The organism is Mycoplasmopsis ciconiae, assembly GCF_036350065.1.
Lineage (GTDB): Bacteria > Bacillota_I > Bacilli_A > Mycoplasmatales > Metamycoplasmataceae > Mycoplasmopsis > Mycoplasmopsis ciconiae.
On sequence record NZ_JAZDWZ010000009.1, the window covers coordinates 1 to 24693 of the forward strand.

Sequence of the window (24693 nt, forward strand, 5' to 3'; positions counted from 1 at the left end):
CTAATTTAAATATCAAGGTTTTTAACAAATTTAGCGTTTTTCTCGATAAATTCTCTTCTTGGTTCAACCTTTTCACCCATAAGTGTTGAAAAGGCTCAATCAGCCTTGTAAGCGTCTTCTACTTGAACTTGTAAAAGATTTCTATTCTCTGGGTTCATAGTTGTTTCTCATAATTGATCAGCATCCATTTCACCAAGTCCTTTGTAACGTTGGATGTTAAATTTAATGTTTGGGTTTAGTGTAGATAATATTTTATCTTTTTGTTCATCTGTGTATGCGTAGTGAATAGTTTTACCATGCGAAATTTTATATAAAGGTGGTTGAGCTATAAAAATGAATCCATACTCAATTAATTCTCTAAAATAACGGTAAAAGAATGTTAACAATAAAGTTCTAATGTGTGCACCATCAACGTCAGCGTCAGTCATAATAACAATTTTGTGATATCTTAATTTGTTGATGTTAAAATTATCACCCATGCCAGTACCTAATGCAGTAACTAAAGACATAATTTCTTCGTTTTCTAATACTTTTTCTTGGCGTGCTTTTTCAACGTTTAAAACTTTTCCTCTAAGTGGTAAGATCGCTTGTGTATTTCTGTCTCTACCCATTTTTGCACTTCCACCAGCTGAGTTACCCTCAACGATGAATAATTCGGAAATTTCAGCGTTTTTAGATGAACAATCAGCCAATTTTCCTGGCAATCCGCCATTATCAAATGCACTTTTTCTTCTAGCGTTATCTCTAGCTGCATTTGAAGCTAGGCGACTTTTGCGCGCTTGCTGGGCTTTTTCAATTAATTTTTTTGCATATTCAGGATTCTCAGCCATTTGGCGTTCAAAGTATTCGCTAAAAATTCTATTAACAGCTGTTCTAGCGTCTTTTGATCCTAATTTAGCTTTAGTTTGTCCTTCGAATTGTGGATTTGGGTGTTTTATTGAAATAATAGCAGTTAGCCCTTCGATAACATCATCTCGTGAAAACTTTTCGCTTTCATTTTTAACAATGTTATTTTCAATTGCGTAGTTATTTATGATTCTAATAAGTGAATCATAAAGACCTGCCACATGGGTTCCACCTTCATGCGTAGAAATGTTATTGGTGTATGAAATAATGTTTGGACGATAAAAATCACTTACATATTGAAAAGCAATTTCAACAAGCATCCTAGTACCGTCTTCTTTTGCGCCGTCACTAGTTGATGCGATATATTCTTGAGATATGTATTCAACTTCATCTTCTAAAGGTTTTAAACCTTCATTTAATTCATTTACATAATCGATAATCCCATTTTCAAAAATAAATTCTTCATATGTATTATCTCTTAAGTCCCTGACGCTAACACTTAAACCTTTATTAAGGTGAGCTATTTGTTTAGCGTGGTCAATTATTACTTCTTTGTCGAAAACATTAGGTTCCATAATACTAAAATCAGGGTGAAACTCTATAGTAGTTCCTGTGTCGTTTAGATCTGTTTCACCGATAATTTTAGTATGTTGAGTAATTTTTCCGCCATCAGCGAATTTAGCTTGATAAATTTTACCATCTCTTCTAACAGTTGCTATCATCAAATCACTTAGAGCATTAACTGCGCTTGATCCAACTCCGTGTAATCCACCACTATAAGCATAAGAATCTTTATTGAACTTACCACCAGCGTTTGTTTGTGTTAAAACAACCTCCAAAGCACTTATGTTAAAGTGCGGATGTATATCTACTGGGATACCCCTACCATCATCTTTTACAATCAGATGGTTATCTTTTGTAATAGTAACTTCAATATGAGAACAAAATCCTGCCATATGTTCATCAACAGAATTGTCAATTATCTCTCATGCCATATGGTGCAATCCAGTCTTACTAGTTGTACCAATGTACATCCCAGGTCTTAATCTTATGTGTTCAAGACCCTCTAAGTGCTGAATATTACTAGCACTGTAATTATTATTATCAGCCATTATTCTCCTAGGTTCATAATTGGCATAATTAATAATTTTAGAAATTTGAATATGTATAAAATAAAATAAATAAAATAGAAAAAAGATAAATATTTTAGATTAAATTAATTAAAATTAAGGTAAATTATAAAATACCAATTAAGTATATATTTTTTTAAATCGTATTATTGAATTATACCACCATAATTAAGGCCTATATCTCAAAATAATCGGGAAACATTTTTAAAAACAATAATTTATTTGCCTTAAAACAAGTCTTATAAAAGCAGAATTTTAAGGCTGACAAATTACTTTTATTTGTAATTTAGCTAATATTTTTTGTTATTAAATTAGTATTTTTAGCAATCAAAAAACTCGTAAAAATTACAAATAAATAAAATTATCAAAAAATTAATATGACTGTGGCACAGTGTTATTGGTCAATTTAATATTTATTTTTAAAAAATATAAAATAAAAATTATTTAAAGATACTTTAAATTAATTACTAAAAATAAAGAAACATAATATTAACTATTTATTTTTTGTGTTTTATATCAGAACATAAGCTAAAAAAACATGTGAAAATTTTCCAATTTTTTATTGATTTATTTTTGTTAAAAACTTGTTTTTTAAGAGAAAAATCACAATTTTTGTAATGTTGCTATTTAAATTTACTCTTTAAATTTGTAAATACTTTGTAACAAAAATAGATTGTTTTGTAATCTTATAAATTACTAAATTAGTTTTTATATCTTTAATTTAGTAACTTGAAAATCGTCTTTATATATTTTGATATTTATTTATCTTTATTATTTTTATAAATAATTAAAAAACAGATCAATTTATTAATTTAAAATAACGATACCTTTTATTGAAAATATGCTTTTGTTGAATTTGTTTGAGATAAAAGTATTTTTGATTCGAATAAAACATAACTTTAGAATTTATTGTTAATAAAAAATTTAAGTTTGTAAAACCTGTTTTTAAATTGTTGTTTTTTAGTTGTTTTATTATTAATTAATAATAGTTTTAATTTATTTTTATTAATAAAAAAAGCTTAAAAGTGTTTTATTAGTTTGACAAATATATGTTTTGCTGTTATTCACTTATTCTAAGTTTATATCTATATATTTATCTAAATCCCAAAAGCATAGATACAGTTTCAAATAAGTTCAGCTTTTTTCAAAAATTTTTGTAACTATTACAATTGTTACAATATAATTTAATTGGTTCCTTTATTTTTGTTAATAACTTAGGAACCGAGTTAAAAACCAAAGCCCGCCTTTTAGGTGGAATTTTTGTTTTTAACAAATCAATTAAACAAATGAGTTAATTTAACCTTTTTAATAGAAATAATATTTAACTTTTCCTTGCAAAAAATATAAAAAAATATTTTGCATTTGTTAAAAAATCTATTAAAATTATTTTGACTTAAAAAAGAGTGGGTTTCATATTATTAATGCTCGTAAAAATTTGTTTTTTATATATTTTTTAAATTGTTATCCTACGCTGCATATTATTTATTGTCGCTCATAATTTTTTAGTATCATAAAACAGGCATATTAGTAAATATTTGCCTGTTTTTTGATTTTTTTATTATTTTTTTGTAAATATCTATTTTACACAGCAATAAGTCAAAAAAATTGTTTTTAAATTTCGTTTTTTATTATAAATTTATTTATTAGCCTATTTTACACAGCGATAAGTCAAAAAATTAAATCATTAGCCGCTCAGGCAGTTTTTTTATTTCGTGTTATAATTTTTACGAGACGTAAATATGGTAAATATAGTATCGATAGCAAATGTACATCTATATTTTGTCTCATATTAACAAAATAAAAATTTGTAAGCTATACCACGAGCTTACGATTTATATTTTTAGAATTATTAATTTTTAAAATTAAATTTTTAAACAAATATCAACAAAAAGGAAACAAAATGAACAAGAATAAAAAAATAGTTATTTTGTCATCTTCGTTAGCTGGTATTGGTCTAGCCGCAGGAGCACTTGCAGTTAGTTGCTACGACTCTTCAAAAGAAAATGAAGCAATAACTCAAAAAACTACTGATGAGCAATTGAAAAATATTAGCGTAACAATTTCACAACAATCAATTGATCCAAAAACCGGTAAGATTAATGGATTAGTTCCTGTGATTAATTACGTTACAGGTAAAAATGGATTTGATAAAAGCAAATTCGAGGCTTCTATCGTTAGCTCAAAATTCAAATTAGATGATAAGAATGAACCAGTATTTAACACAGATTCAAACAGATATACATACACAGTTACAGTTTTAGTTAAATCTAAACCTGAAGCATCTTCAAATGGTCAAGTTTTTGAACAAACAGAAGATTTTGATGTTTTAGGACCTGTAGTAAGTGCTGACGAAACACCACAAGCTATTGCTAAAGCTAAAGAAAACCAAGCAAGATTAGAAGCTGAAAGAAAAGAAGCTGAACAAAAAGCTCAAGAAGCAGCTGAAAAAGCTAAAGCTGAAGAAGAAATGAGAGCTAAACAAGCTGAAGCTGAAAAAGCTCAAAGATTAGAAGCTGAAAAAGAAGCTGTTAGAAATAATCTTCAAAACGTTGTTAAAGCTCCAGTGGTAGCTTTCAACGGAGATAGAGCGCAATACTACTTACCAAACGAATTATCAACAGCTCAAAAAGCTTTTGAATTCGAAAACGCTCACATTTTATTCAAGGCACCATCTAACATCAATGCTAGTGTTGAATTATTAGAATTAAAATTAAACGCTACAGCCGAAGAAAAAAATGTTTTAGACGTAGTATTCCAATATACTTCTACACAATTCCCAGAAATTAAAGTAACAAGAACAGTTCAAATGGGTGGATTTAAATCATTATCTACATATAATGAACAAATGCAATCAGCATTCCACAAAGAATTTGAAGCTGCTAAACAACAAATTTTAGACAATGTTAAATTTGACTACACAGATAAAGCAAATACAAAATTATCTAATTTAAACGTTGCAAACGTAACTGTTACAAACGGTGATGTTGCTCCTGCTGTAGTTAAAGTATTGTCAATCGCTCCAAAAGCGGACCAAAACTACATGTCAAACACAGCGGTTGTAACATACGAAATCGTATCTTCAAACGCAGACATGGCAGATGTTAAATCATCACAAATGAGTGTTGAAATCTCAGGGTTTATGACTGCTGAAGCAGAATACTACGCAGACATGAACTACTTAGATAACGCCTTAACAGAATTGGTTTTAGTTCCAGTTACTCAAAGTGCTGAAAACCAAACAAACCCTTCAACAGCAAGAGAAGCTTATAATTTATATAATAGAACAGAAAATTATAAAGACATTATGAGCGTAGCTTACAACTACAACAAAGATTCTAAAATTGAATTTGCTGATAATTCAACATTAGCATCAACTCAAGAAGTGGATAACTTAAAAGACTACGCTAATGTAGAATTTAAACCTTTAGAAGTTTACACACTTGTAACACACCCAGATTTAATTCTTGTTAAATTTGAATTATCTAAAGGATTAGCAAAACTTACAGGTACAAAAATTCTTGCAGGATTCACAAAATATGTTGCTCCTGAAGTAAAACCTGAAGAACCATCAAAAGAAACAACTGAAACTCCACAAGAAAAACCAGTAGTTACAGTTGATCAAAAAGCTGAAGAAGCAAAAAGATTAGCGGCATTAACATTAAATGCTACACCAGTGTATAGCGAAACTGCGAAATACTACGTTCAGTCAACATTTAATCAAATTGCTAAAAATGCCCAAGTTTTACCAAGTGTATTTAAAACTGAATATGATAATGAAGTAAGTGCTGCTGAATCATTCGATTACAACGCTTCAAACAATTCAATATTAACAACATCATTAGCTGTTGAATCTTCTGGGGAAGTTTCTGCTAAAGTGCAAAGTGTTCAATTAGTTGCTGATGATGCTAAAGGAACATTAGCTGTAAGTGCTACTGTTGTTTCTACTAAACCAGGAATGGAAGATGTAACAGCAACATTAACATTAAGCAACGCGCTTAGTGGATTCTTAACAACAGAAAACGCTAATAAAATTAAGAGAAATGTTTCACTTTTAATGCAATCATACTCAATCGTTAAAAGTACTGACTCAACAAATAGTATTAAATTTACATTAAACAATCAAGATTTAGCTCCGGTTACAAACGTATCTGTATTCGATACATTTAACCCATCTAAAGTTATCGATGGTAAAGAAGTAAAATTATATTCATTATTTAACAATGTTAATGGATTTGAATCTAACTTCCAAACTAACCAACCAGCTACAAAAGTAGATGGATCTGAAATCGTTACAAGATTAAACGAATTAGTTCCTGGTATTGAACTTAAAAAAGTTGAATTAAAATACTTAGCAGTTGACGTTACCCCAAATGTTCAAAACGGAGAAGTTAATGTAGGAAACTTAGTTGCAGCATTAATTCCTGGTTTAGGAACAAGTGAATATTCAATTCCAGTAACACAAGGACAAGAATTAAGTGCAAAAGGTGACGTTATCGTTCAAAATCAATATGTTTCAGATAGCGTTATTAGATATGAAAGATTATCTGGATTCTTAAACAATGAAGAAGCTCAAAAAATTAAAGAAAATTGAATTTTAACAGCTAACGACATAATAAGCCAAACAACTCAAAATAATAGAGTTATATCATTTGTTAATATTGCTAACAACACTTTAACTGATGTCAAAGCCCAAACATTAATATCAGAGGCAGTTACTACAAAAGAAGGTCTTACAAAAGAACAAAAAGATGAAATTTTATCACACTATAGCTACTTAGTGGGAGAAAATGCTCCATATTCACCTTTCTATATTCCTTCACAATACCAATCAAAAAATCCTCAAACAGGAGCTAGAGAATCTCATGCATTAGATCCTCAAACACCTTATGGTCAAAATTATGTATTTAAACTTAAAGCTTTAGCCGCTGAAATATCAGACGAGGAAACAGGTGTTGTTAAATTAACATTTACATTAGTAAATCCATACCACCCAGATTGAAGTATTAATGATATTCAAAACGTTACTATAAAAGGTTTTGAAACACAAAAACAAAGAGATACTGCAAACAAAGCTAAAGAACAACAATTATTAAGTAAATTAGCTGAATTATTAACAAAAGACGCTCAATCAAATCAAAGAATTTTCGTTGATTATGATTACACACCAAATAAATCTACAACACAAGTTGCTCAAGCTAGAACACAACAAAATTACACAAACTTTAAAGCTACTCTTGTAAGTGGTTTAACTGACGGAGAATTTACAGCTAAATTAAAAGAATTAATTTCTAAGAACTCTGATGAATATTCAAAATTTGAAGATTTATTAAATTACCCAATTTCATCAGTTAAATTCACACCAGTTCAAAACACAATTATGCCTGTTCCAGGTACTAGTGGAGAAGCTCAGTTAACTTTTGAAATTTCTAGAGTGTTAGATAATTTACCAACAATTCAAGCTCAAAACGACAGAACAATTAAAGCAAGTGTAACAGGTGTTGTTGTAAAAGGATTTTCAATTTCTGCTGAAGAAGAAAAAGCAAGATTATCTAAATTAAAAGTTCAATTCCAATACGAAACACAAGGATATGTTTCAACAGATCAATACAACAATTTAGATTCATTATCAGGACAAGAAAATGTTACTAAAGATCAATTGGCTAGCTTCGCTCCTTTAAGAAATATTTCAATTCTTAAAGCACAACAGATTAAAGACGCATTTAGTGAAATTGCAAATTATAAAGATGAACAAGCTAATGTTGTTATAACAGCAGTGGCTCTTACTACCCCAAATGACAAATCAAGTAGAAACTTAACTATTTCTTATAAGATAGTATCTACTAAACCAGGTATGATTACTGAAGTAAATGGAAAACAAGTACCTGTTGAAACAGAAACAATGACAGCTACATTTGGTGGATTTAAAACATTAGCTGAAAGCGAAAAAGAAAAACTTGTTGACTCATTAAACCAACAACTTCCAAATGTTACTGTAAATTACACAGGTGCAGGAGATAAAGCTAAAAATGCTGTGACACCTGTCAAAGTTGTGGCTATGGATGATGTTACTTCATTATTCAATGCGACATTACCTACACAACCTACTTCTACAGAAAACACAGAAAGCAACCAACAATCACAATACACATTATCAGTTAAATCCGTAGCCTTACCTCAGGGTGCTGATGCAGCTAATAATGATTCTGTAGTTGTTACAGTTGAAATAGCAAGCAATGAAAATCCTGAAGTAAAAGCTACAAAAGAAATTTCAGTTAATGGCTTTGCAACATTAAAACAACAAGTAACAACACAAGTTAATGCTGTAGCTGCTAAAGCAAAACAAATTACAGCTTCAATTAAAACACCTACTGAGTATGATTTATCTCAATTCTTACCTTCAGTAGCAAACGATGTTATTATTAGACACATTGAAAACATTGAAGTTACTTTAAAATCACAAGAATCAGATTTATTAGCAAATGTTAAAGGTGTATTCGTTCCAGGCTCAATTGAAGTTGATAACCAAAAAGGAACAATTTCATTTGAATATAAATTAGTTTCAACAAATGAAGAATTAACAGGGTCAAATCAAGTTTCATCAAGAGTTCTTACAGGAACAATGACTTTAATGACTCAAGAAGCTTACAATGCAGCATACAAAAAAGAAGTTGAAAGACTTAACACAGTAGCTGCTATGTCTCAAATTAATGGACAATCTGCAAATCTTGTTTTAGGTGTAGATCCTAAATTTGCTAGTGTTACAAATTTAACATCTGATATGTTAATTTCAAATTCAACAATGTTATACAAAGATAAGAATGTTAACGCTTGAGATATGATTAACTTCTTAGATACAAACTTTGCAAACACAAACAAAGTTTCATTAAGAGTAGTTTCTGTAGAAAAAGGATTTAAACCAAACAGTGCTATTGTTTCATTCGTTTTAGTTTCAAATAATCCTGAGCAAATGGGAATGATGGATTACGTTGTAAACAAAAAATCAGAATTAGGATTCTCAGGTGTAACTTCAAAACAATTTACTTCTGAAGTTGTGCTATACAACTTAATGACAAATGAGCAATTAACTAAAGAAGAACAAATTAAGAGACAAATGATTGAATCTGCTTTAGCAAGTACAACATTAGTTTCTACACAATTACCTAAAGAAACTCGTGATATTATCGATTACTTATCATTAGTTGCTACAGATACAGGTGTAAAACCATACAATAATGTATTTGAACAAGGAAGCGGAGTAATTGATAATTTAGTTAAAGAAGATTTAACATTAGAAAATCCAACTGATTTATCTGTTGTAGCTTCTGGCCCAGCTAAAGATATTGAATATTCTCAACCTACATTTAGCGAAATCACTGTAAAAGAAGTTAAATCTGTTCAATTTAGTAAAGAATCTAAATTTGCTCAAGAGGGATTCTTTGTTGCTTCATATCAAATTGTAAATAATGAATTAGCTCCATTATTACAAAACTTGAATACTACAACTGATTTATATGTAGTTTTAACATTAGGAAATAAATTCGTATCTAACAACGTTACATCTCCTAAATTCTTAGTAAAACTTACAGGGTTCAAATCACAATTGGTTGCTAACCAAGCCCAAGCTCAAGAAATTCAAAGAGAGCTACAATTATTAAATGCTGCTACACAATACGCAAACATTTCTAATGCAGTTCTTAATGATAATGCAGTAATTTCATTAGAAAACATCAAAAACCCTCAAAAATTAGCCGAAATGGTTAAATTTAATGTTTTATCTAATGGTTCATTAGCTAACGCAAACGCTTTTGCAAACGCTTCAGAATTTAATTTTGGTGATCAAGCCAATGAAAACTACAAACCTATTTACCAAATGGCTTTAGGTTTAAATACTTACACAAATGATGCATTTGCAAAATTAACTGCCGGAGCAAAAGAAATCTATGATAAAAATAGAGATTCTAATTTAAGTGATGAAGATAAAAAAGCTAAAATGGATAAACAATTATCATACTACTGACAAAATATTTCTCCATCATTAGCTGGAATTATTAAGAGAACTTCACAAGACCATGTTAACTTTGCATTAGCTATGAGTGTTGAAGAAGTCGTAAATACAATTAATTCATTTATGACAAACGGTGAAAACTCTTCATTAGTTGAGCAATATAACAGAGCAGGAAGTGATGAATCAAATAAAAACTTTGTAGCTTCATTAATAGTAGATGCGGCATTCAAAAATTCATCAGCTTCATTCCAATCACCTTTACTTGTAAACTTCAAAGTTGTTGACGCTCATGTACTTTCAAGTGATCAATATCAAGTATCATTCGTTTTAAACTACGTTGTGGAAACATATGATAAATATGATCAAGAGAAACCATCAGTTTCAATCCCTACAAGAACAGTGTTCTTAAATCAACCAACAAAAGCCGGTCTTGATTTATTAAAAGGTGTATCAAATGCTATTGCTAATGCATCAGCTGAATTCAATTCATCAGTAAACTTTGACATGACTGCTGCTGCTGCTGTTGTAAACTACAATAAAGAAACAGCAACAGCTGAAGAAAAAGCTAAAATAGCACAATACACAGAAGGAACTTTAACAACTTCTAAAGAATTTGAACAATACTTAGATCAATTACAAGTTGTTATAACTTCAGTGGTTGATGACAAATACAATGGTCGTATTGGTGTTAACTATAGAGTAGTTACAAAAGCTACAGAAGGTCCTTTAGCTGATAGTAAATACAAAGAAACAGCTGAAAAATTCGCTTGAATTAGTCAATTTGATTATGTAGCACCAGCTGCTGAAGAAGTTCAACCAGAAGCTGCAGTTGCAGAACCTACTCCAGGTACTTCAACAGCCGCTAGCGAAGGAACAGATTCTTCAGCTGCTCCAGCTGCTGCACAACCTCAACCAGCTAACACTGGAGAAACTTCAGCAACTACTGGATCAGATGCAGGACAAACTGAATAATAAATTTTAGTTATTAATCATTTATTCCCAGAATAACTAAAATCAATTTAAAAAGCCAGAAAACCCAGTTTCTGGCTTTTTTGTGCGAATTTTCCACATATAAAACTATTTATTTATGTAATGCTTAAAATGTTGTATGATAATAAAAATGCCTTAGGGCAATTTTATTTTTTTTATTTAATTTTTTACAAAAGGAGGTGATTGAGTTATGTCAGATAAAAAGAAAATAGAACTTTTTAGAAAAAAGAAACAAAATGTCTTGACAGAAATTTATGATAAAGATCAAGATGAATTTAATACTGTTAATAAAAATTCTAAAGTTATAAAAGCTAACACAACTTATAGAAGAACCAAAATGAATAATTTTGGGTTAAAAATATCTAAGTTATATTCGCCTATGCCAATGTATAAGGTTTTAATTATTACAACAATTGTTGCGATATTTTTTGGTGTAATTAGCGTTTTCTTTGTTAAAAACGTTGGTATTTATAATTTTGGGCTAGCTGCATTTGGTCAAGCGGCAGCTAGGTTAGTTGTGGTTAAATTACCCGCTAGTGTCGCTGCTGATGTACGTAATTTAATTGACCAAATTATATTCTGATTAGCTTATATTATTTTAAGTATTCCTATTTTTATTTTTGGTTATTATAAAATAGGAAGAATATTTACAATATTAACAGTTTTATTTTTAATTGTTAGCTCATTTACATCAATTGGTATTGGTCTTATTCCTGGAGCAAACGAAGTTTATTTAATTGGTGATTTTTCAAATAAAGCAGTTCAAGAGGCTTTACCAGAATATCAAAAGAAACTTAGCAATTTAATACCTTTATTTTGAAATGAAGGTGGTAATATTATTGCGCTGATGATTTATTCAATGAGTTATGGATTTATGCTAGCATGAGTTTTTGCCATTATTGCAATTTTAGGTGGTACAGCCGGAGTTACTGGTGTAATTGGTGAGTGATATGCAAACACAAAACAAAAATCTTTTGGAACTATAAGCGGATACATGAATATTGTAATCGTTTTAATTTCTGTGTTAGTCGGTTCATGATTACCAGGTTCACTTTTATTATCAGAAGCTGAAAAATTAAACGGAGCTAATAATCAAGCTTTAAGAATTTTAGCCGATAAAGCTTGAGGTTTTGAGATGTATTTATCTCCTAATTTTGTAGCTACTATTTTAAGTAATGTCGTTTATATTGCTGTACTTAATAAGCTTTATCCTAAATTTAAATTAGTCAGAGTTGAAATTTTTTCAATGTATTGTGATGATGTTAAAGATAAAATTTTACTAGACCGTAAAATTGTTACAGGTATTACGCTTTTCAAAGGTGAGGGAGGATACTCTAAGAAACAAATTGATGTAATTACTTCAATTACACTTTTTAGACAAATTCCACGTATTATTAAAGATGTTAGAAAGATAGATCCTGAAGCGTTTATAGCCGTTAGTGAAGTTAATGCTATTGATGGGTACGTATACTTACCTGAGAAGAAATTCTAATAATAATTCTAAAAGTTAATGTTAAGTCATTAACTTTTTTATTTTTGATAATATTTATAATTTCATTAAAAATAAAAAAAGAAATGCCTATTAAGCATTTCTTGATTATTTATAGATTATTAAGCTCTATCGTTTAAGGCTTTATATCCTTCAACTTTTTTATTTTTATAGAAACCACAGAATCTGCATACACAGTGCTGTTCAATTAATTGTGTACAATTTGAGCATGCAACAAGGTTAGGTGTTGTAAGTGCATCGTGGGTTCTTCTTTTGTGTTTACGTTGTTTAGATGTTTTACGCTTTGGTACAATTGCCATGAGTTCCTCCTTATTTTGTGGTATCTTTATAAATAGCATTAATATTATATATTAAGTTTAAAAAAATAAAACTTTTATTTTGTGTTTTTTTATTTGTAAAAGGAACTAGTTTTTTGCCAAAAAGTTAATTTTTATCATTTAAATTTAGCTTTTTTTAACTTTTTCGTAATCTTTATTTAATTTATTACTTTCAAAAACTAAATAAAAGTTTATAATATAAAAAGATATTTTTATACTTTTATTAATTGATAATTAATTTTACAGCGAAAGGACACTTAATGTCTAAAGACCAAGAAATTATAATCAAGGGAGCAAGAGAAAACAATCTTAAAAACGTTTCGCTTACCTTACCCAAAAACAAGTTAATTGTTTTTACAGGTTTAAGTGGAAGCGGTAAAAGTAGTTTAGCTTTTAATACTATTTATGAAGAGGGACGCAGAAGATATGTAGATAGCTTAAGCAGCTACGCAAGAATGTTTTTAGGAGGTACTAGTAAACCTGATGTGGACAGTATTGATGGTTTGAGCCCTTCAATAAGCATTGAACAAAAAACAACCCACAACAATCCTCGTTCTACAGTTGGAACAGTTACAGAAATTTATGATTATTTTAGACTATTGTTTGCACGAATTGGAAAACCTTATTGTCCTAAACACAATATTGAAATTTCTTCGCAAACTACTAAAGATATTTTAAATTCACTTTACAGTGAACCGGCTAATTCACTTTTATATATTTATGCACCAATAGTTGAGCAAGAAAAAGGGACACATGCTAAAACTATTGAGAAACTTAAAAAAGAAGGTTATTTAAGGGCTAAAATTGATGATCAAATGTATCAGTTAGAATTTGACGATATTCAACTTGATAAAAACACAAAACACACAATTGATTTGTTAATTACTAGAATAGCATTAAACCAAGATAATTACAATCGTATTGCCGAAGCTATCGATATAGCTACACAAAAAGCTAATGGATCACTTAAGGTTGAAAATCACACTAATAATACAACTAAATTGTTTTCTAAATCTCACTCATGTATTTATAAAGATTTTGAAATGCCCAAAATTGAAACTAGACTTTTTTCTTTTAACTCACCTTATGGTATGTGTGAGCACTGTAAAGGAATTGGTGTAGACTTAAAAGCTGATTTTGATGCGTTAGTACCTGAAAGCTGACGTACTATCAGACAAGGAGCGATCAAAATTTTTGAAAATACTTTTGATACTTTAAATTTAGAGTGACAAGAGTTTGAGGTGTTATTAAATCACTATAACATATCTGTGGACAAACCTATTGATGAGATGTCTAAATTTGAATTAGATATTATCAAATACGGAAGTAAAGAAGAAATAGAGTATGTTTTAGAAAGTTCTTCAGGTAATAAAACTAGACGTAATAAGTTTATCGACGGAGTTTTAACTAAAGTTGAAAAACAATATTATGACACATCAAGCAATAGAATCAGAGATTGACTCAAAAGATACATGGGAACTTTTAGTTGTGCAGTATGTAAAGGTTCAAGACTTAATGATAAAGCTTTAGCTGTTAAAGTCAATAATTTAAATATATATGATTTTACGCGCTTAAGTGTAGCTGATGCGCTTATAAACTTAGAAAATCGCCACTTTAGTCAAAACGAAGAAAATATTGCAAAGTTAATTATTAGCGAATTAATTAACCGTTTAACTTTTTTAAAAAATGTTGGGCTAGATTATTTAACATTAGATCGTAATAGTGAAACTTTAAGCGGTGGAGAATCGCAACGTATTCGTTTAGCTACGCAAATAGGTTCTAATTTAACAGGTGTGTTATACGTCTTAGATGAACCTTCAATTGGACTACATCAAAAAGATAACCAAAAATTAATTGACGCGTTAAGAAAAATGGTAGATATTGGTAATACTTTAATTGTCGTAGAACACGATGAAGAAACTATCTTTAGCGCAGATCATATTGTTGATATTGGTCCTAAGGCTGGAGAATATGGTGGTGAGGTCGTAGCACAAGGAAGTGTTAATGACATCGCACAAAATCCTAATTCTATTACCGGTAAATATTTAAGTGGTGAGTGAAAAATTGAAACACCAACATCTCGCAGAAGCGGGAATGGTCAATCAATTATTATTAAAGGTGCTAAAGAAAACAACCTCAAAAACATTGACATTAACATCCCCCTAGGTAAATTAGTAGCAGTTACTGGAGTTAGTGGTTCAGGTAAAAGTACTTTGGTTAATGAAATATTAGTTAATGGTATTCAATATTATTTAAATAAAAACCAAGTTAATGAGTTCAAAAAAGCTAAATTTGACTCTATTAGTGGTTTATTTAATATCGACAAGGTTATACCTGTAAGCCAAAGTCCTATTGGTAAAACACCCCGCAGTAATCCCGCTACTTATGTAGGGTTGTTTGATGATATTCGTGAAATTTTTGCTAATGTTGAAGAATCGCGTGTAAGAGGTTACACAAAAGGACGCTTTAGTTTTAATGTTGATGGTGGTAGATGCGAAAAGTGTAGTGGTGATGGATCACTTAAGATTGAAATGCACTTTTTACCTGATGTTTATATAAGTTGCGATCAGTGTGATGGTAAAAGATACAATCGCGAAACATTAGAAATAAAATATCATGACAAAAACATTTTTGACATTTTAGACTCAACAGTTTATCAAGCCATTGAAATATTTAATAACAAACCTAAATTATTAGAAAAGTTAAAAATTCTTGAAGAAGTTGGTTTAGGTTATATTAAACTAGGTCAAAGCTCCACAACCTTAAGTGGTGGAGAGGCTCAGCGTGTTAAATTAGCCACATATTTACAAAAAAAACCTACTGGTAAAACATTGTTTGTTTTAGATGAACCAACCACAGGATTACACACATATGATGTATCGCGTTTAATTAAAATTTTAAATAGAATTGTTGATAATGGTGATAGTGTTTTAGTTATTGAACATAATCTAGATTTAATTAAGTGTGCTGATTATATTATTGATTTAGGACCTGATGGTGGGGTTAATGGTGGAAAAGTAATTGCCAAAGGTACACCTGAACAAGTAGCTAAAATTGAAAGTAGCTACACTGGACAATGATTAAAGGATATTTTAAAATAAAATCACATTTTTTAAATTTAAATATAAAATTTAAATATAAAAATGGAGAAAAATGAACAATAAAAAAATAAATTCAAAAAAAGTGATTGAACGTTTTAATTTAGAAATTATTAACGATTCACCCTCACTTAATTATTTAGATATTCAAAGTCCAGCTATCAAACGTGTGGGATTGGAATTAGCGCAATTAGTTCCTAATTCTCGTGCTAATTTAAATATTATTGCCTGAGGAACTACCGAAAGCAAATGATTTATGAACATTGGCAAAGAAAATGCAATTAAGGCCATTGACTTTGTCTTTTCACAAAAACCACCATTGGTTATTTTGTCTAAAGGGGTAACCAATACAGTTAGAAAATGAATAGTTTCAGTGGCTAACAAATACAACATTCCTATAGCCGCTGTTAATACTAATTCCTCATCAGTTACAACAACTATTGGAAGCTATTTAAATAGTTTTTATTTAGAAGAAGTACAAGTGCATGGGTGTTTAGTTTTAATTGGAGGAATTGGAGTTTTAATTATTGGTCCTAGTGGCTCAGGTAAAAGTGAAGCTACACTTGATTTAATTCAAAGGGGTCACGTTTTTATTAGTGATGATGCTGTATTAATTAAAAATTTAGGCGATCGCTTTATTGGTCGTAGCCCTGAAATTACTCGTAATTTCCTAGAAGTTAGAGGACTAGGGATTATTGATGTTAAATACACTTATGGTATTAATTCAGTTGCAAGTAACTGCAGTATTAGATTGGTTGTAGAATTGGTTAATAAAGAATACCAAAATCAACTTGATCGATTAGGAATTAATTTTTTAGAGTTTCCAATTTTAGGAAGTTCAATTAAAAAAATCCAAATTCCACTTAAAGATGGAGGAAACACAGCCAGCTTAATTGAGGCAGCTGTAAGCGCTTACTTAGCAAGACACGAAGGACAAAACTTAATTGAAGAAATCGAAAGAAGAAGAAAGGAGGAAAAATAATGATTAACAATTTAGCTGCTGCATGAGTTCCTAGCGCTGCCATTAGAGCCAACACACCTTCTTATATTTTTCAAACATCATTTTTTGATTTACGTGTTTATTCACTAATGTTAATGTTAGGGATTTTGTGTTCAGTTTTAACAATTTTGTTTTTCTGAATAAGAGCAAAATATAAAATTGAAACACTCTTAACTTTTGTGTTAATCACAATTCCTCTTTCTTTATTAGGTTCACGTTTAGGATATATTATTGAGGCGTTAATATATGAAAATGAACCTTTTAAAGGGAGTGCATGATACAGGATTTGAGATGGGGGTCTTAGTATCCAAGGAGGAATTATTTTAGCTGTAATTGGTGATTTAATTTATGGATACACTAAACGCAGCGAAATAGATATGAGGCTAGTTGCCAACTACATAATCCCGACAATTTTAATTGGGCAATTTGTCGGAAGATTTGGTAACTATGCCAACCATGAAGTTTATGGAAAAATCGATTGAAGTGGTAATAGTGTATTAATTTTTGGCAAAAGTTTTGCTACAAATATGTACATTAGCGATTCTTTAAGCGACTCTTTAGGTTTAGAAGGAGCTTATCGTTATCCACTGTTCTTGTATGAAGCTTTATTTAGTTTATTTGGTTATATTATCTTAGTTTGAGTTATTAATTTATTTGGTTTATCTAAACCAGGAACAACAGCTTCATTATACTTTGTGTATTATGGGGTAGTTCGTATTGTTATGGAACCAATGAGACAAGAGGCATTTGGTTACTATAGCGTTTTATCATTTATGTTTATTTTATTTGGTCTTTTAGCATTTATATATTTCCAATTTTTAAGTTTAGTTGAATATATAAAAGTTAAAAAAGGTTATTATTACGATTATGTAATTATGCACCAAAGTGCTTACATAGATTATGTAAACGCAACAAGTTTTAAAGCATTTTATTACAAATTAATTTCTCATTTAACTAAAAATAAAAAAACCAAAACAGCTTAAAAAATATTAACAAATAAATATTTAATTTAATAAAGAGGTTTTTATGCAACAATATGATTTAGTTATTATCGGAGCAGGTCCAGCAGGGCTTAATGCTGCTCTTTATGCTTCTAGAGCGAATTTAAAAGTAGCTTTTGTAGAAAAAGGAGCCCCAGGTGGTAAATTATCTGCAACAAGTAAAATTGAAAACTGGCTAGGAACACCAATGGTTGAAGGATGAGAATTAGCACAACAATTTTTTGACCACGCTCAAAAATATGGTGCTACATACACATTTGGTGAAGTAGTCAAAATCGAAAAACACGCACACCAAGATTTTAGTGTTATTTTAAAAGATGAAACTACACTTAAGGCTAGAAGCGTATTAATTGCCACAGGAATGCAAAATAGAGTTCCTACTTTTATTGAAAATATTGATGTTTACATGAATAACGGTGTTAGCTTTTGTGCTATTTGTGATGGTCCAATTTTTGGAAAAAACCCAACTATCGTTTTAGGTGGTGGTAATAGTGCGGTTGAAGAAGCTACATACTTAAGTAAAATAGCTTCACATGTTTATGTAGTTGTTAGAGATGATGCATTTATTGCTGAGAAAAAATTAGTTGAAGAATTATTAAAACAACCAAATGTTACTGTATTCTTTAACTCACAAATTCAAAAACTTTCAGGTGATAAATCACTTGAAAAAGCACATGTGTTTGACTCAAAAACAAACACACTTCATGAATTAGAAGTAGCAAGTTTCTTCCCTTATATTGGAATGGAACCTAAAGCTGAATTTGTATCACACCTTAATATTACAAACGAACGTGGTTTTATTAAAACCAATGAATTTATGGAAACAGAAGTTGAAGGATTATTTGCTGCAGGTGATATCCGTGCTAAAGATATTAGACAAATTGTTACAGCGGCAAACGATGGAGCTATTGCTGCTAAGAAAATTTCTGATTCATTAGCTTAATTTAACAAACAAAAACATCTTCAGTCGAAGATGTTTTTTTCTTGCTTTTTTATGAGCTAATACCCAATATTATCTTAAGATAAAACCAAAAATATCTTTGTGTTGAAATTAACCAACAAACATTTTATCTAGCATCGCTTTTTTAATTTCTTCAAGCTTTTTTAACTTACGCTGATGAAGTGTGATGAGAGAGTCAATATTAAATAGAAGTTTACCGATTTTATTTTGTTCTATGATCGAAGTTTTTCTTATATCAAATTCACTCAACATATCTGTAACGATGTAAGGTATATTTCCGAATCTGGCCTCTTCTTTTATTATTGTTTGCAAATTGTTTTTTAAATAATAGAAAATAAAAACTCTATCTGCCTGGAACGAATTCAATACATATGTTCTTTGATAGGCATCAAATTTTCCGTCAGCAAGATGTAAATAACCAACTGATGCACCATTCCCAGCTATAGTTATAGAAGGACCTTCAAAACTATATTTATTGATTTTAAATATTTGGATCCCCGAAGTATAAAAATTATATTTACCGTGCGGATCCATTGCGTTTGCATTTAGTTTGCCAACTTTTATAACGCATAATTCTTTTAATTTACAGTGTTCCCAAGCGTGAGTAAAATTGTTGAATCTAATTTTTGGCTTACTCTCTGATTCAGAGACAAACATTTTATCTAATAACGAGGTTTTTATTTGGGTTAGAGAAGTTAACTTACGCTGATGAAGGACAATGAGAGTATTAAAATTATCCAATAACTTAGCTATCTTAATCTGCTCTTTATATTCTTTTGGATGTGCAATTTGCATATCTACAATCATATCCATTCTTACAGAGTCAACTGTGGATTTTGCTGACAACATTATTACTCTCTCGTAAAATTTACTACTAAAATATCAATAAAAATATTTGCCATTAATATTTTTAAAATTACTTATTTTATAGCATCTCTGGTGTAAATCATATTTACCATTAATGTAATGAAATACTTTACCAATATTTCCTTCACCTATTGTTATTATTGCTTCTTCATCATATAGATATTTATTACTTTTTAATATAATTTCAGATCTAACAAAGAATGGGTATATTCCGTTATCAATTGAATTATTTTTATTACTCTTGCCATTTGCAACTTGTGCTATATTTTTAATTTCACAATGTTCCCAAGCGTTAGTAAAACCATTAAATCTAATTTCAGGCACGTTTTTTACTTCTCTCATATAACTCTCCAATCGATAGTAATTATATTTTATACGTTAAATACAAAGTATTTATCAAAAGATTCGAATTCAGGTTCAAATTTTACTAAAGAATTAAAACACATCCGTTTGGATGTGTTTGATTTAATAATTTTCAATAATTTGCTCAACTTCTTTAGCAAATCCATATTCATTGTAATTAAAAGGACTTATTTTATCGGCGATATTTTTTAAATCTTGGACAGAATTATTTAAGGCTATCAACATCCCGATTTTACCTTTAGTAGAAGCATCATTCATGCTATCACCAATATGCACACAATCATTAGTGTCAATATTTAAATAATTAGCTAAAAACACTTCAGCGTTTCCTTTAGAAACATCCTTGTGTGTTATTTCTAAGATATTATTTTTGTGCCCACTTAAAGATACATTTAAAAAATCACCCAAAATTTTAGATCATTCTTTTTGAAGTTTGTGAATTTTCTTTTTTGAATAATCTCAAATAATAACTTTAAAAACTTCAATATTATCTACATCAAAAGAATTTGGTAAAAATTTAATATCACCATAAAATTTTGAAGCGATTTTAGGAAGAATTTTTTTAGTAAATGCTGAGCGTCTAAAATCGCTATTAAAAACACTAATAACTTTTTGTTCTTTGATTAAGTTAAATAACTTACTCATAGCATTTTTGTCAATTGACTTAGAAAAAATTTCTTGGTCGTTGTAAAAAATTTTGGCGCCGTTTCATAAAATATATGTTTTAGCTTTAATAGAATCTAAAATTCTAAATGTTGAGTTATTTACACCTCTGCCAGTGCTAGGAATCATTAAAAGTTTTTGCTGTGCTTGTTGAATTACATTAATAGTATATTCGCTAAAGGCAGATTTGTTATCAACTTTAGCATCTAAACTTGTTTTGTCTAAATCATAAAAAATTATTTTCTTTTGACTCATGCTTTAAACCTCTTTCACTTATTAATTCTCATATATGCACACTGAGCAATCATAGCCCCATTATCTGTGGCGTACTTTAAATTAGGAATAATTGTGTTAGGATGTAACTTGACAAACTCTTGTCTTAAATATGAATTAGCACTAACTCCACCACCTAAAATTAGTGTTTTAATTGGATATTTATCGATAGCTTTTTTTGTTTGTTGAATTAAATAATCAACTGCAACCTTTTGAAAACTTACAGCTAGTTTTGTGTAATCTATTTGTTGTTTTTGCATGTTGGCTTTATTGATGTAGTTTAAGACACTACTTTTAAGACCGCTAAAGCTAAAATCTAATTCAGCTTCTGTTTTAGGTGTAGGTAAACTAATATATTCACCCTTATAATTTTTAAAAGCCTCATCAATAATAGGTCCGCCAGGAAAACCTAAGTTACATTTGGTTGCTACCTTATCAAAAGCCTCTCCCACAGCATCATCTAAAGTCTCACCAATAATTTCTAAATTATTTTTATCTTTAGCATAAATTAATTGCGTATGTCCGCCACTAACTAACAAACACAAAGCTGGAAACTTTATTTTATTTTCGATGCTTGCACTAAAAAAATGTCCATCTAAATGGTTAATTGGGATTAATTCTTTATTTAAAAATAAAGCTAATGCACTTGCAAATAAATAACCTATATGCAATGTCCCAATTAAACCCGGATGTGAAGTGTAGGCAACAAAATCAATTGTATTCAAGTTAAATTCGTTCATTAATTTCTTTTGAATGATTCCGATATTTTTAACATGTTCTCTACTGCTAATTTCAGGAATAGTTCCACCAAATTCTTTAAAGATATCTATTTGGGAAATGCTTCACATCTTTAAGACTTTACCATTTTCTATAACAGCAATAGAAGTGTCATCATGTGAAGTTTCAATACCGATAATACGCATTATTTCTTTTCTCCTATTTGCGGTTTTTTAATATATAAAGGCTCAATTTCTAAAACTTTTGAATAATCATACTTTTTGAATAAATTTAAATAATTTTCAAAATTCTTTTCAAATTTGAAGTAATCAATTTTATCAAACTCACCAACAAAATCAATTACTTGAATTGATTCTTGTAGTTGGTTTTTTAGATTATCTAAATCTAAAAAATATGCTTTTTTACCTTGAGCGTCGATGTAAAAGTGTTTTTTATCAGGATTTTGTTTTTTTAAGATTTCAAATGAACTAATTGTGTAAATAGGTTTGTTTAACAATAAAGCTAAAGTTCTAAAAAATACTAAGCCAATTCTAACACCAGTAAAATACCCAGGACCAACATTTAAATAAAAACCTTCTATATTCCCCATTTTTAATTTCACTTCTTTAAGTGAATCTTCAAAAACCTTAGGTATAAGCTCTACCTTCTTTTTGATTTGAGGAATAAAATTACGATAAATAATTTGATTTTTATTAAATATTGCATAGTAAAATTCTTGATTAGTTACATCTAAGTAAATTTTCATTATTCAATTCCTTTTATTGTATAAATATGTTTTAAATTTTGATCAACTTCAATATCTACACTAATGTATTGATCAAAATCATATCTACATTTGTTAGCTCACTCAATTGCCACAACCTTAACATCGTCAAAATAAGCTTCAAACTCATCTAAATCACCCTTATAGTTATACATGTCAATGTGAATTAATTTATCATCATACATTTTCATGTAATTAAAGCTTGGGCTTGTTATTTTTTCTTGAATTTCTAAAAGCTTTGCTATTTCTTTAACTAGGGTAGTTTTGCCAGCTCCCAAATCACCATTTAGCAACAAAAATTTTTTATTTTTAAGTGATTCAAAAATTTCTTGAGCTAATGTTTTTATCTCAAGTAAATCATTAGTTTTAATTATTTTCATTTTTTACCTATTTTACATATTTTAAGAAACAAAAGAATTTTATCTTTTGTTTGTATATTAATTAATTTTAATACTTTTTAATAATTTTGCAATTGTTGTTAAATAAAAAACTAAAGTTACAAACTAAGATAGTAAAAGTTGATAATAAATGGCTGTCTTTTACTATCTTAGTTTATTTTTGTTTTTGTAAGATAATTTACATTTTTATCTTAAAAAATTATAAAATTTAAATATTAATAATAATAGGAGAAATAATGAAAAAAGTAGTTTTAATAGTTATAGATGGACTAGGACTTAGAAAAGAAACTCAAGGTAATGCTTTTGCATTAGCAAACACACCAACTTTTGATAAATTATTTAGTGAATATCCTCACAGTGTTATTCAAGCTTCTGGTGAGTATGTTGGACTTCCAGCCTCACAAATGGGTAACTCTGAAGTAGGACATTTAAACATTGGTGCTGGAACTGTTGTTTATACTGGTTTATCATTAATTTCAAAAGCTTTAAAAGATGGTTCATATCAAAACAACCCAGCTTTTTTAGAAGCTTTTGAAGATGTTAAAAAGAATAATTCAACACTTCATTTAATGGGACTTTTAAGTCCTGGTGGTGTTCACTCTTTAGATGAACATTTATTTAGATTAATTGAAGCGGCTCACGAACATGGTGTTAAAAACGTTAGCGTTCATGTTTTTGGGGACGGTAGAGATGTAGCACCTCGTTCAATTAAAGAATCACTTGAAAAATTAGTTGAATTAACAAATAAATATGGGTATAAAATAGCTTCTATTGGTGGGCGTTTCTATGGTATGGACAGAGATAAAATGTTCGATAGAGTAGAAAAACACTACGAAGCTTTATTAGGAAATAGTAATTCAACTTTTGACAATATATTAGATTTTGTTGAGGAATCATATAAAAATAATGTTAGCGATGAGTTTTTTGTGCCTTCAATTAACTCATCTTTAGATAAAAAAGATTTTGTTAAAGATGGAGATTCAATTATCTTCTTCAATTTCCGTCCAGATAGAGCAAGACAACTTACACACTGCTTTATCGGTAGCGATTTATACGATTTTAAACCACAACATCCAGTTAAAATCAACAAATTTGTTTCAATGATGAAATATGAAGGTTTAAACACAATTGTTGCTTTTGATGAAATGATTATTAACATGCCAATTGGAAGAGTTTTAGAATTAGCTAACAAAAAACAACTTAGAATCGCTGAAACTCAAAAATATGCACACGTTACTTTCTTTATGGATGGTGGAAATGACATTAACTTTGAAAATTCAGAAAGAATTTTGGTTGACTCTTTAAAAGTTGATTCATACGCAGACGCTCCAAAAATGAGTGCTGAAGGAATCACTGATGCATTAATAGCTAACGCTAAAGACTTTGATGTGACAATTATGAACTTTGCCAATCCAGATATGGTTGGACACACAGGGAATTTAAAATCAACTATTGTTGCAGTTGAGTGATTAGATAAACAAATTGGTAGAATTTTAGAATGAGCTAATGCTAACGACATTACAATTTTTATTACTGCGGATCATGGTAACGCTGAAATTACTGAAGATGAAAATGGTAATCCAGCAACAAAACATACCAAAAGCCCTGTAATGTTAATAACAAACGACAAATCACTTAAATTAAAAGATGGAAAATTAGCTAATATCGCACCAACTGTTTTAGACTATATTAATGTTGCAAAACCTAAAGAAATGGATGAAGAAAGTTTAATCATTAAATAGTTTATATAACCGTTTTTAAATTTAAAAA

At 29.5% G+C, this 24693-nt stretch carries 14 protein-coding genes; 7 read left to right on the forward strand and 7 right to left on the reverse strand.

Features of this window, described 5'->3' with window-relative positions; genetic code table 4:
- Positions 1–5: 5 nt before the first annotated feature.
- A complete protein-coding gene (locus tag V2E24_RS02900; protein ID WP_330500926.1) occupies positions 6–1958 on the reverse strand; it encodes a DNA topoisomerase subunit B in 1953 nt (650 codons plus the stop codon).
- Positions 1959–3876: 1918 nt separating this feature from the next.
- Here V2E24_RS02900 and V2E24_RS02905 point away from each other — a divergent pair.
- Complete coding sequence (locus V2E24_RS02905; protein WP_330500927.1) at positions 3877–10953, forward strand: hypothetical protein; 7077 nt, start codon at positions 3877–3879, stop codon at positions 10951–10953.
- A 208-nt stretch (positions 10954–11161) separates the two neighbouring features.
- On the forward strand, positions 11162–12463 hold the full coding sequence (locus V2E24_RS02910; protein WP_330500928.1) for a DUF2179 domain-containing protein: 1302 nt from the start codon (positions 11162–11164) through the stop codon (positions 12461–12463).
- A gap of 119 nt (positions 12464–12582) precedes the next feature.
- Here the strand turns inward: V2E24_RS02910 and rpmF are convergent, their stop codons facing one another.
- Complete coding sequence (rpmF, locus tag V2E24_RS02915; protein ID WP_330500929.1) at positions 12583–12780, reverse strand: 50S ribosomal protein L32; 198 nt, start codon at positions 12778–12780, stop codon at positions 12583–12585.
- A 278-nt stretch (positions 12781–13058) separates the two neighbouring features.
- Here rpmF and uvrA point away from each other — a divergent pair, with 278 nt between their 5' ends.
- From uvrA to V2E24_RS02935, 4 genes are read left to right on the forward strand one after another with little or no spacing between them, the layout of a single operon-like run.
- Entirely contained in the window at positions 13059–15899 is a 2841-nt protein-coding gene (gene uvrA, locus V2E24_RS02920) for an excinuclease ABC subunit UvrA (protein WP_330500930.1), read from the forward strand.
- Between the two features lie 52 nt (positions 15900–15951).
- On the forward strand, positions 15952–16878 hold the full coding sequence (gene hprK, locus V2E24_RS02925; RefSeq protein WP_330500931.1) for an HPr(Ser) kinase/phosphatase: 927 nt from the start codon (positions 15952–15954) through the stop codon (positions 16876–16878).
- Entirely contained in the window at positions 16878–17879 is a 1002-nt protein-coding gene (lgt, locus tag V2E24_RS02930; RefSeq protein ID WP_330500932.1) for a prolipoprotein diacylglyceryl transferase, read from the forward strand. The genes hprK and lgt overlap by 1 nt, the downstream gene beginning before the upstream one ends.
- 43 nt (positions 17880–17922) lie before the next feature.
- Positions 17923–18840, forward strand: a complete 918-nt coding sequence (locus V2E24_RS02935; protein WP_330500933.1) for an NAD(P)/FAD-dependent oxidoreductase — start codon at positions 17923–17925, stop codon at positions 18838–18840.
- Between the two features lie 108 nt (positions 18841–18948).
- On the opposite strand, the gene V2E24_RS02940 is transcribed toward V2E24_RS02935, so the two are convergent.
- From V2E24_RS02940 to tsaE, 5 genes are all read right to left on the reverse strand, one after another.
- Positions 18949–20067 carry a restriction endonuclease subunit S gene (locus tag V2E24_RS02940; protein ID WP_330500934.1) on the reverse strand — a complete coding sequence of 373 codons (1119 nt, stop codon included), beginning with the start codon at positions 20065–20067 and terminating at the stop codon, positions 18949–18951.
- Positions 20068–20190: 123 nt separating this feature from the next.
- The gene (locus tag V2E24_RS02945) at positions 20191–21006 is read right to left on the reverse strand and encodes an HAD family hydrolase (protein WP_330500935.1); all 816 of its coding nucleotides are present in this window, start codon (positions 21004–21006) and stop codon (positions 20191–20193) included.
- Positions 20988–21947, reverse strand: a complete 960-nt coding sequence (tsaD, locus tag V2E24_RS02950; protein ID WP_330500936.1) for a tRNA (adenosine(37)-N6)-threonylcarbamoyltransferase complex transferase subunit TsaD — start codon at positions 21945–21947, stop codon at positions 20988–20990. The genes V2E24_RS02945 and tsaD overlap by 19 nt, the downstream gene beginning before the upstream one ends.
- On the reverse strand, positions 21947–22507 hold the full coding sequence (tsaB, locus tag V2E24_RS02955) for a tRNA (adenosine(37)-N6)-threonylcarbamoyltransferase complex dimerization subunit type 1 TsaB (RefSeq protein WP_330500937.1): 561 nt from the start codon (positions 22505–22507) through the stop codon (positions 21947–21949). The genes tsaD and tsaB overlap by 1 nt, the downstream gene beginning before the upstream one ends.
- Complete coding sequence (gene tsaE / locus V2E24_RS02960) at positions 22507–22905, reverse strand: tRNA (adenosine(37)-N6)-threonylcarbamoyltransferase complex ATPase subunit type 1 TsaE (RefSeq protein ID WP_330500938.1); 399 nt, start codon at positions 22903–22905, stop codon at positions 22507–22509. The genes tsaB and tsaE overlap by 1 nt, the downstream gene beginning before the upstream one ends.
- Positions 22906–23159: 254 nt before the next feature.
- Here tsaE and gpmI point away from each other — a divergent pair, with 254 nt between their 5' ends.
- Positions 23160–24665, forward strand: a complete 1506-nt coding sequence (gene gpmI, locus V2E24_RS02965) for a 2,3-bisphosphoglycerate-independent phosphoglycerate mutase (protein ID WP_330500939.1) — start codon at positions 23160–23162, stop codon at positions 24663–24665.
- Positions 24666–24693 lie beyond the last annotated feature (28 nt).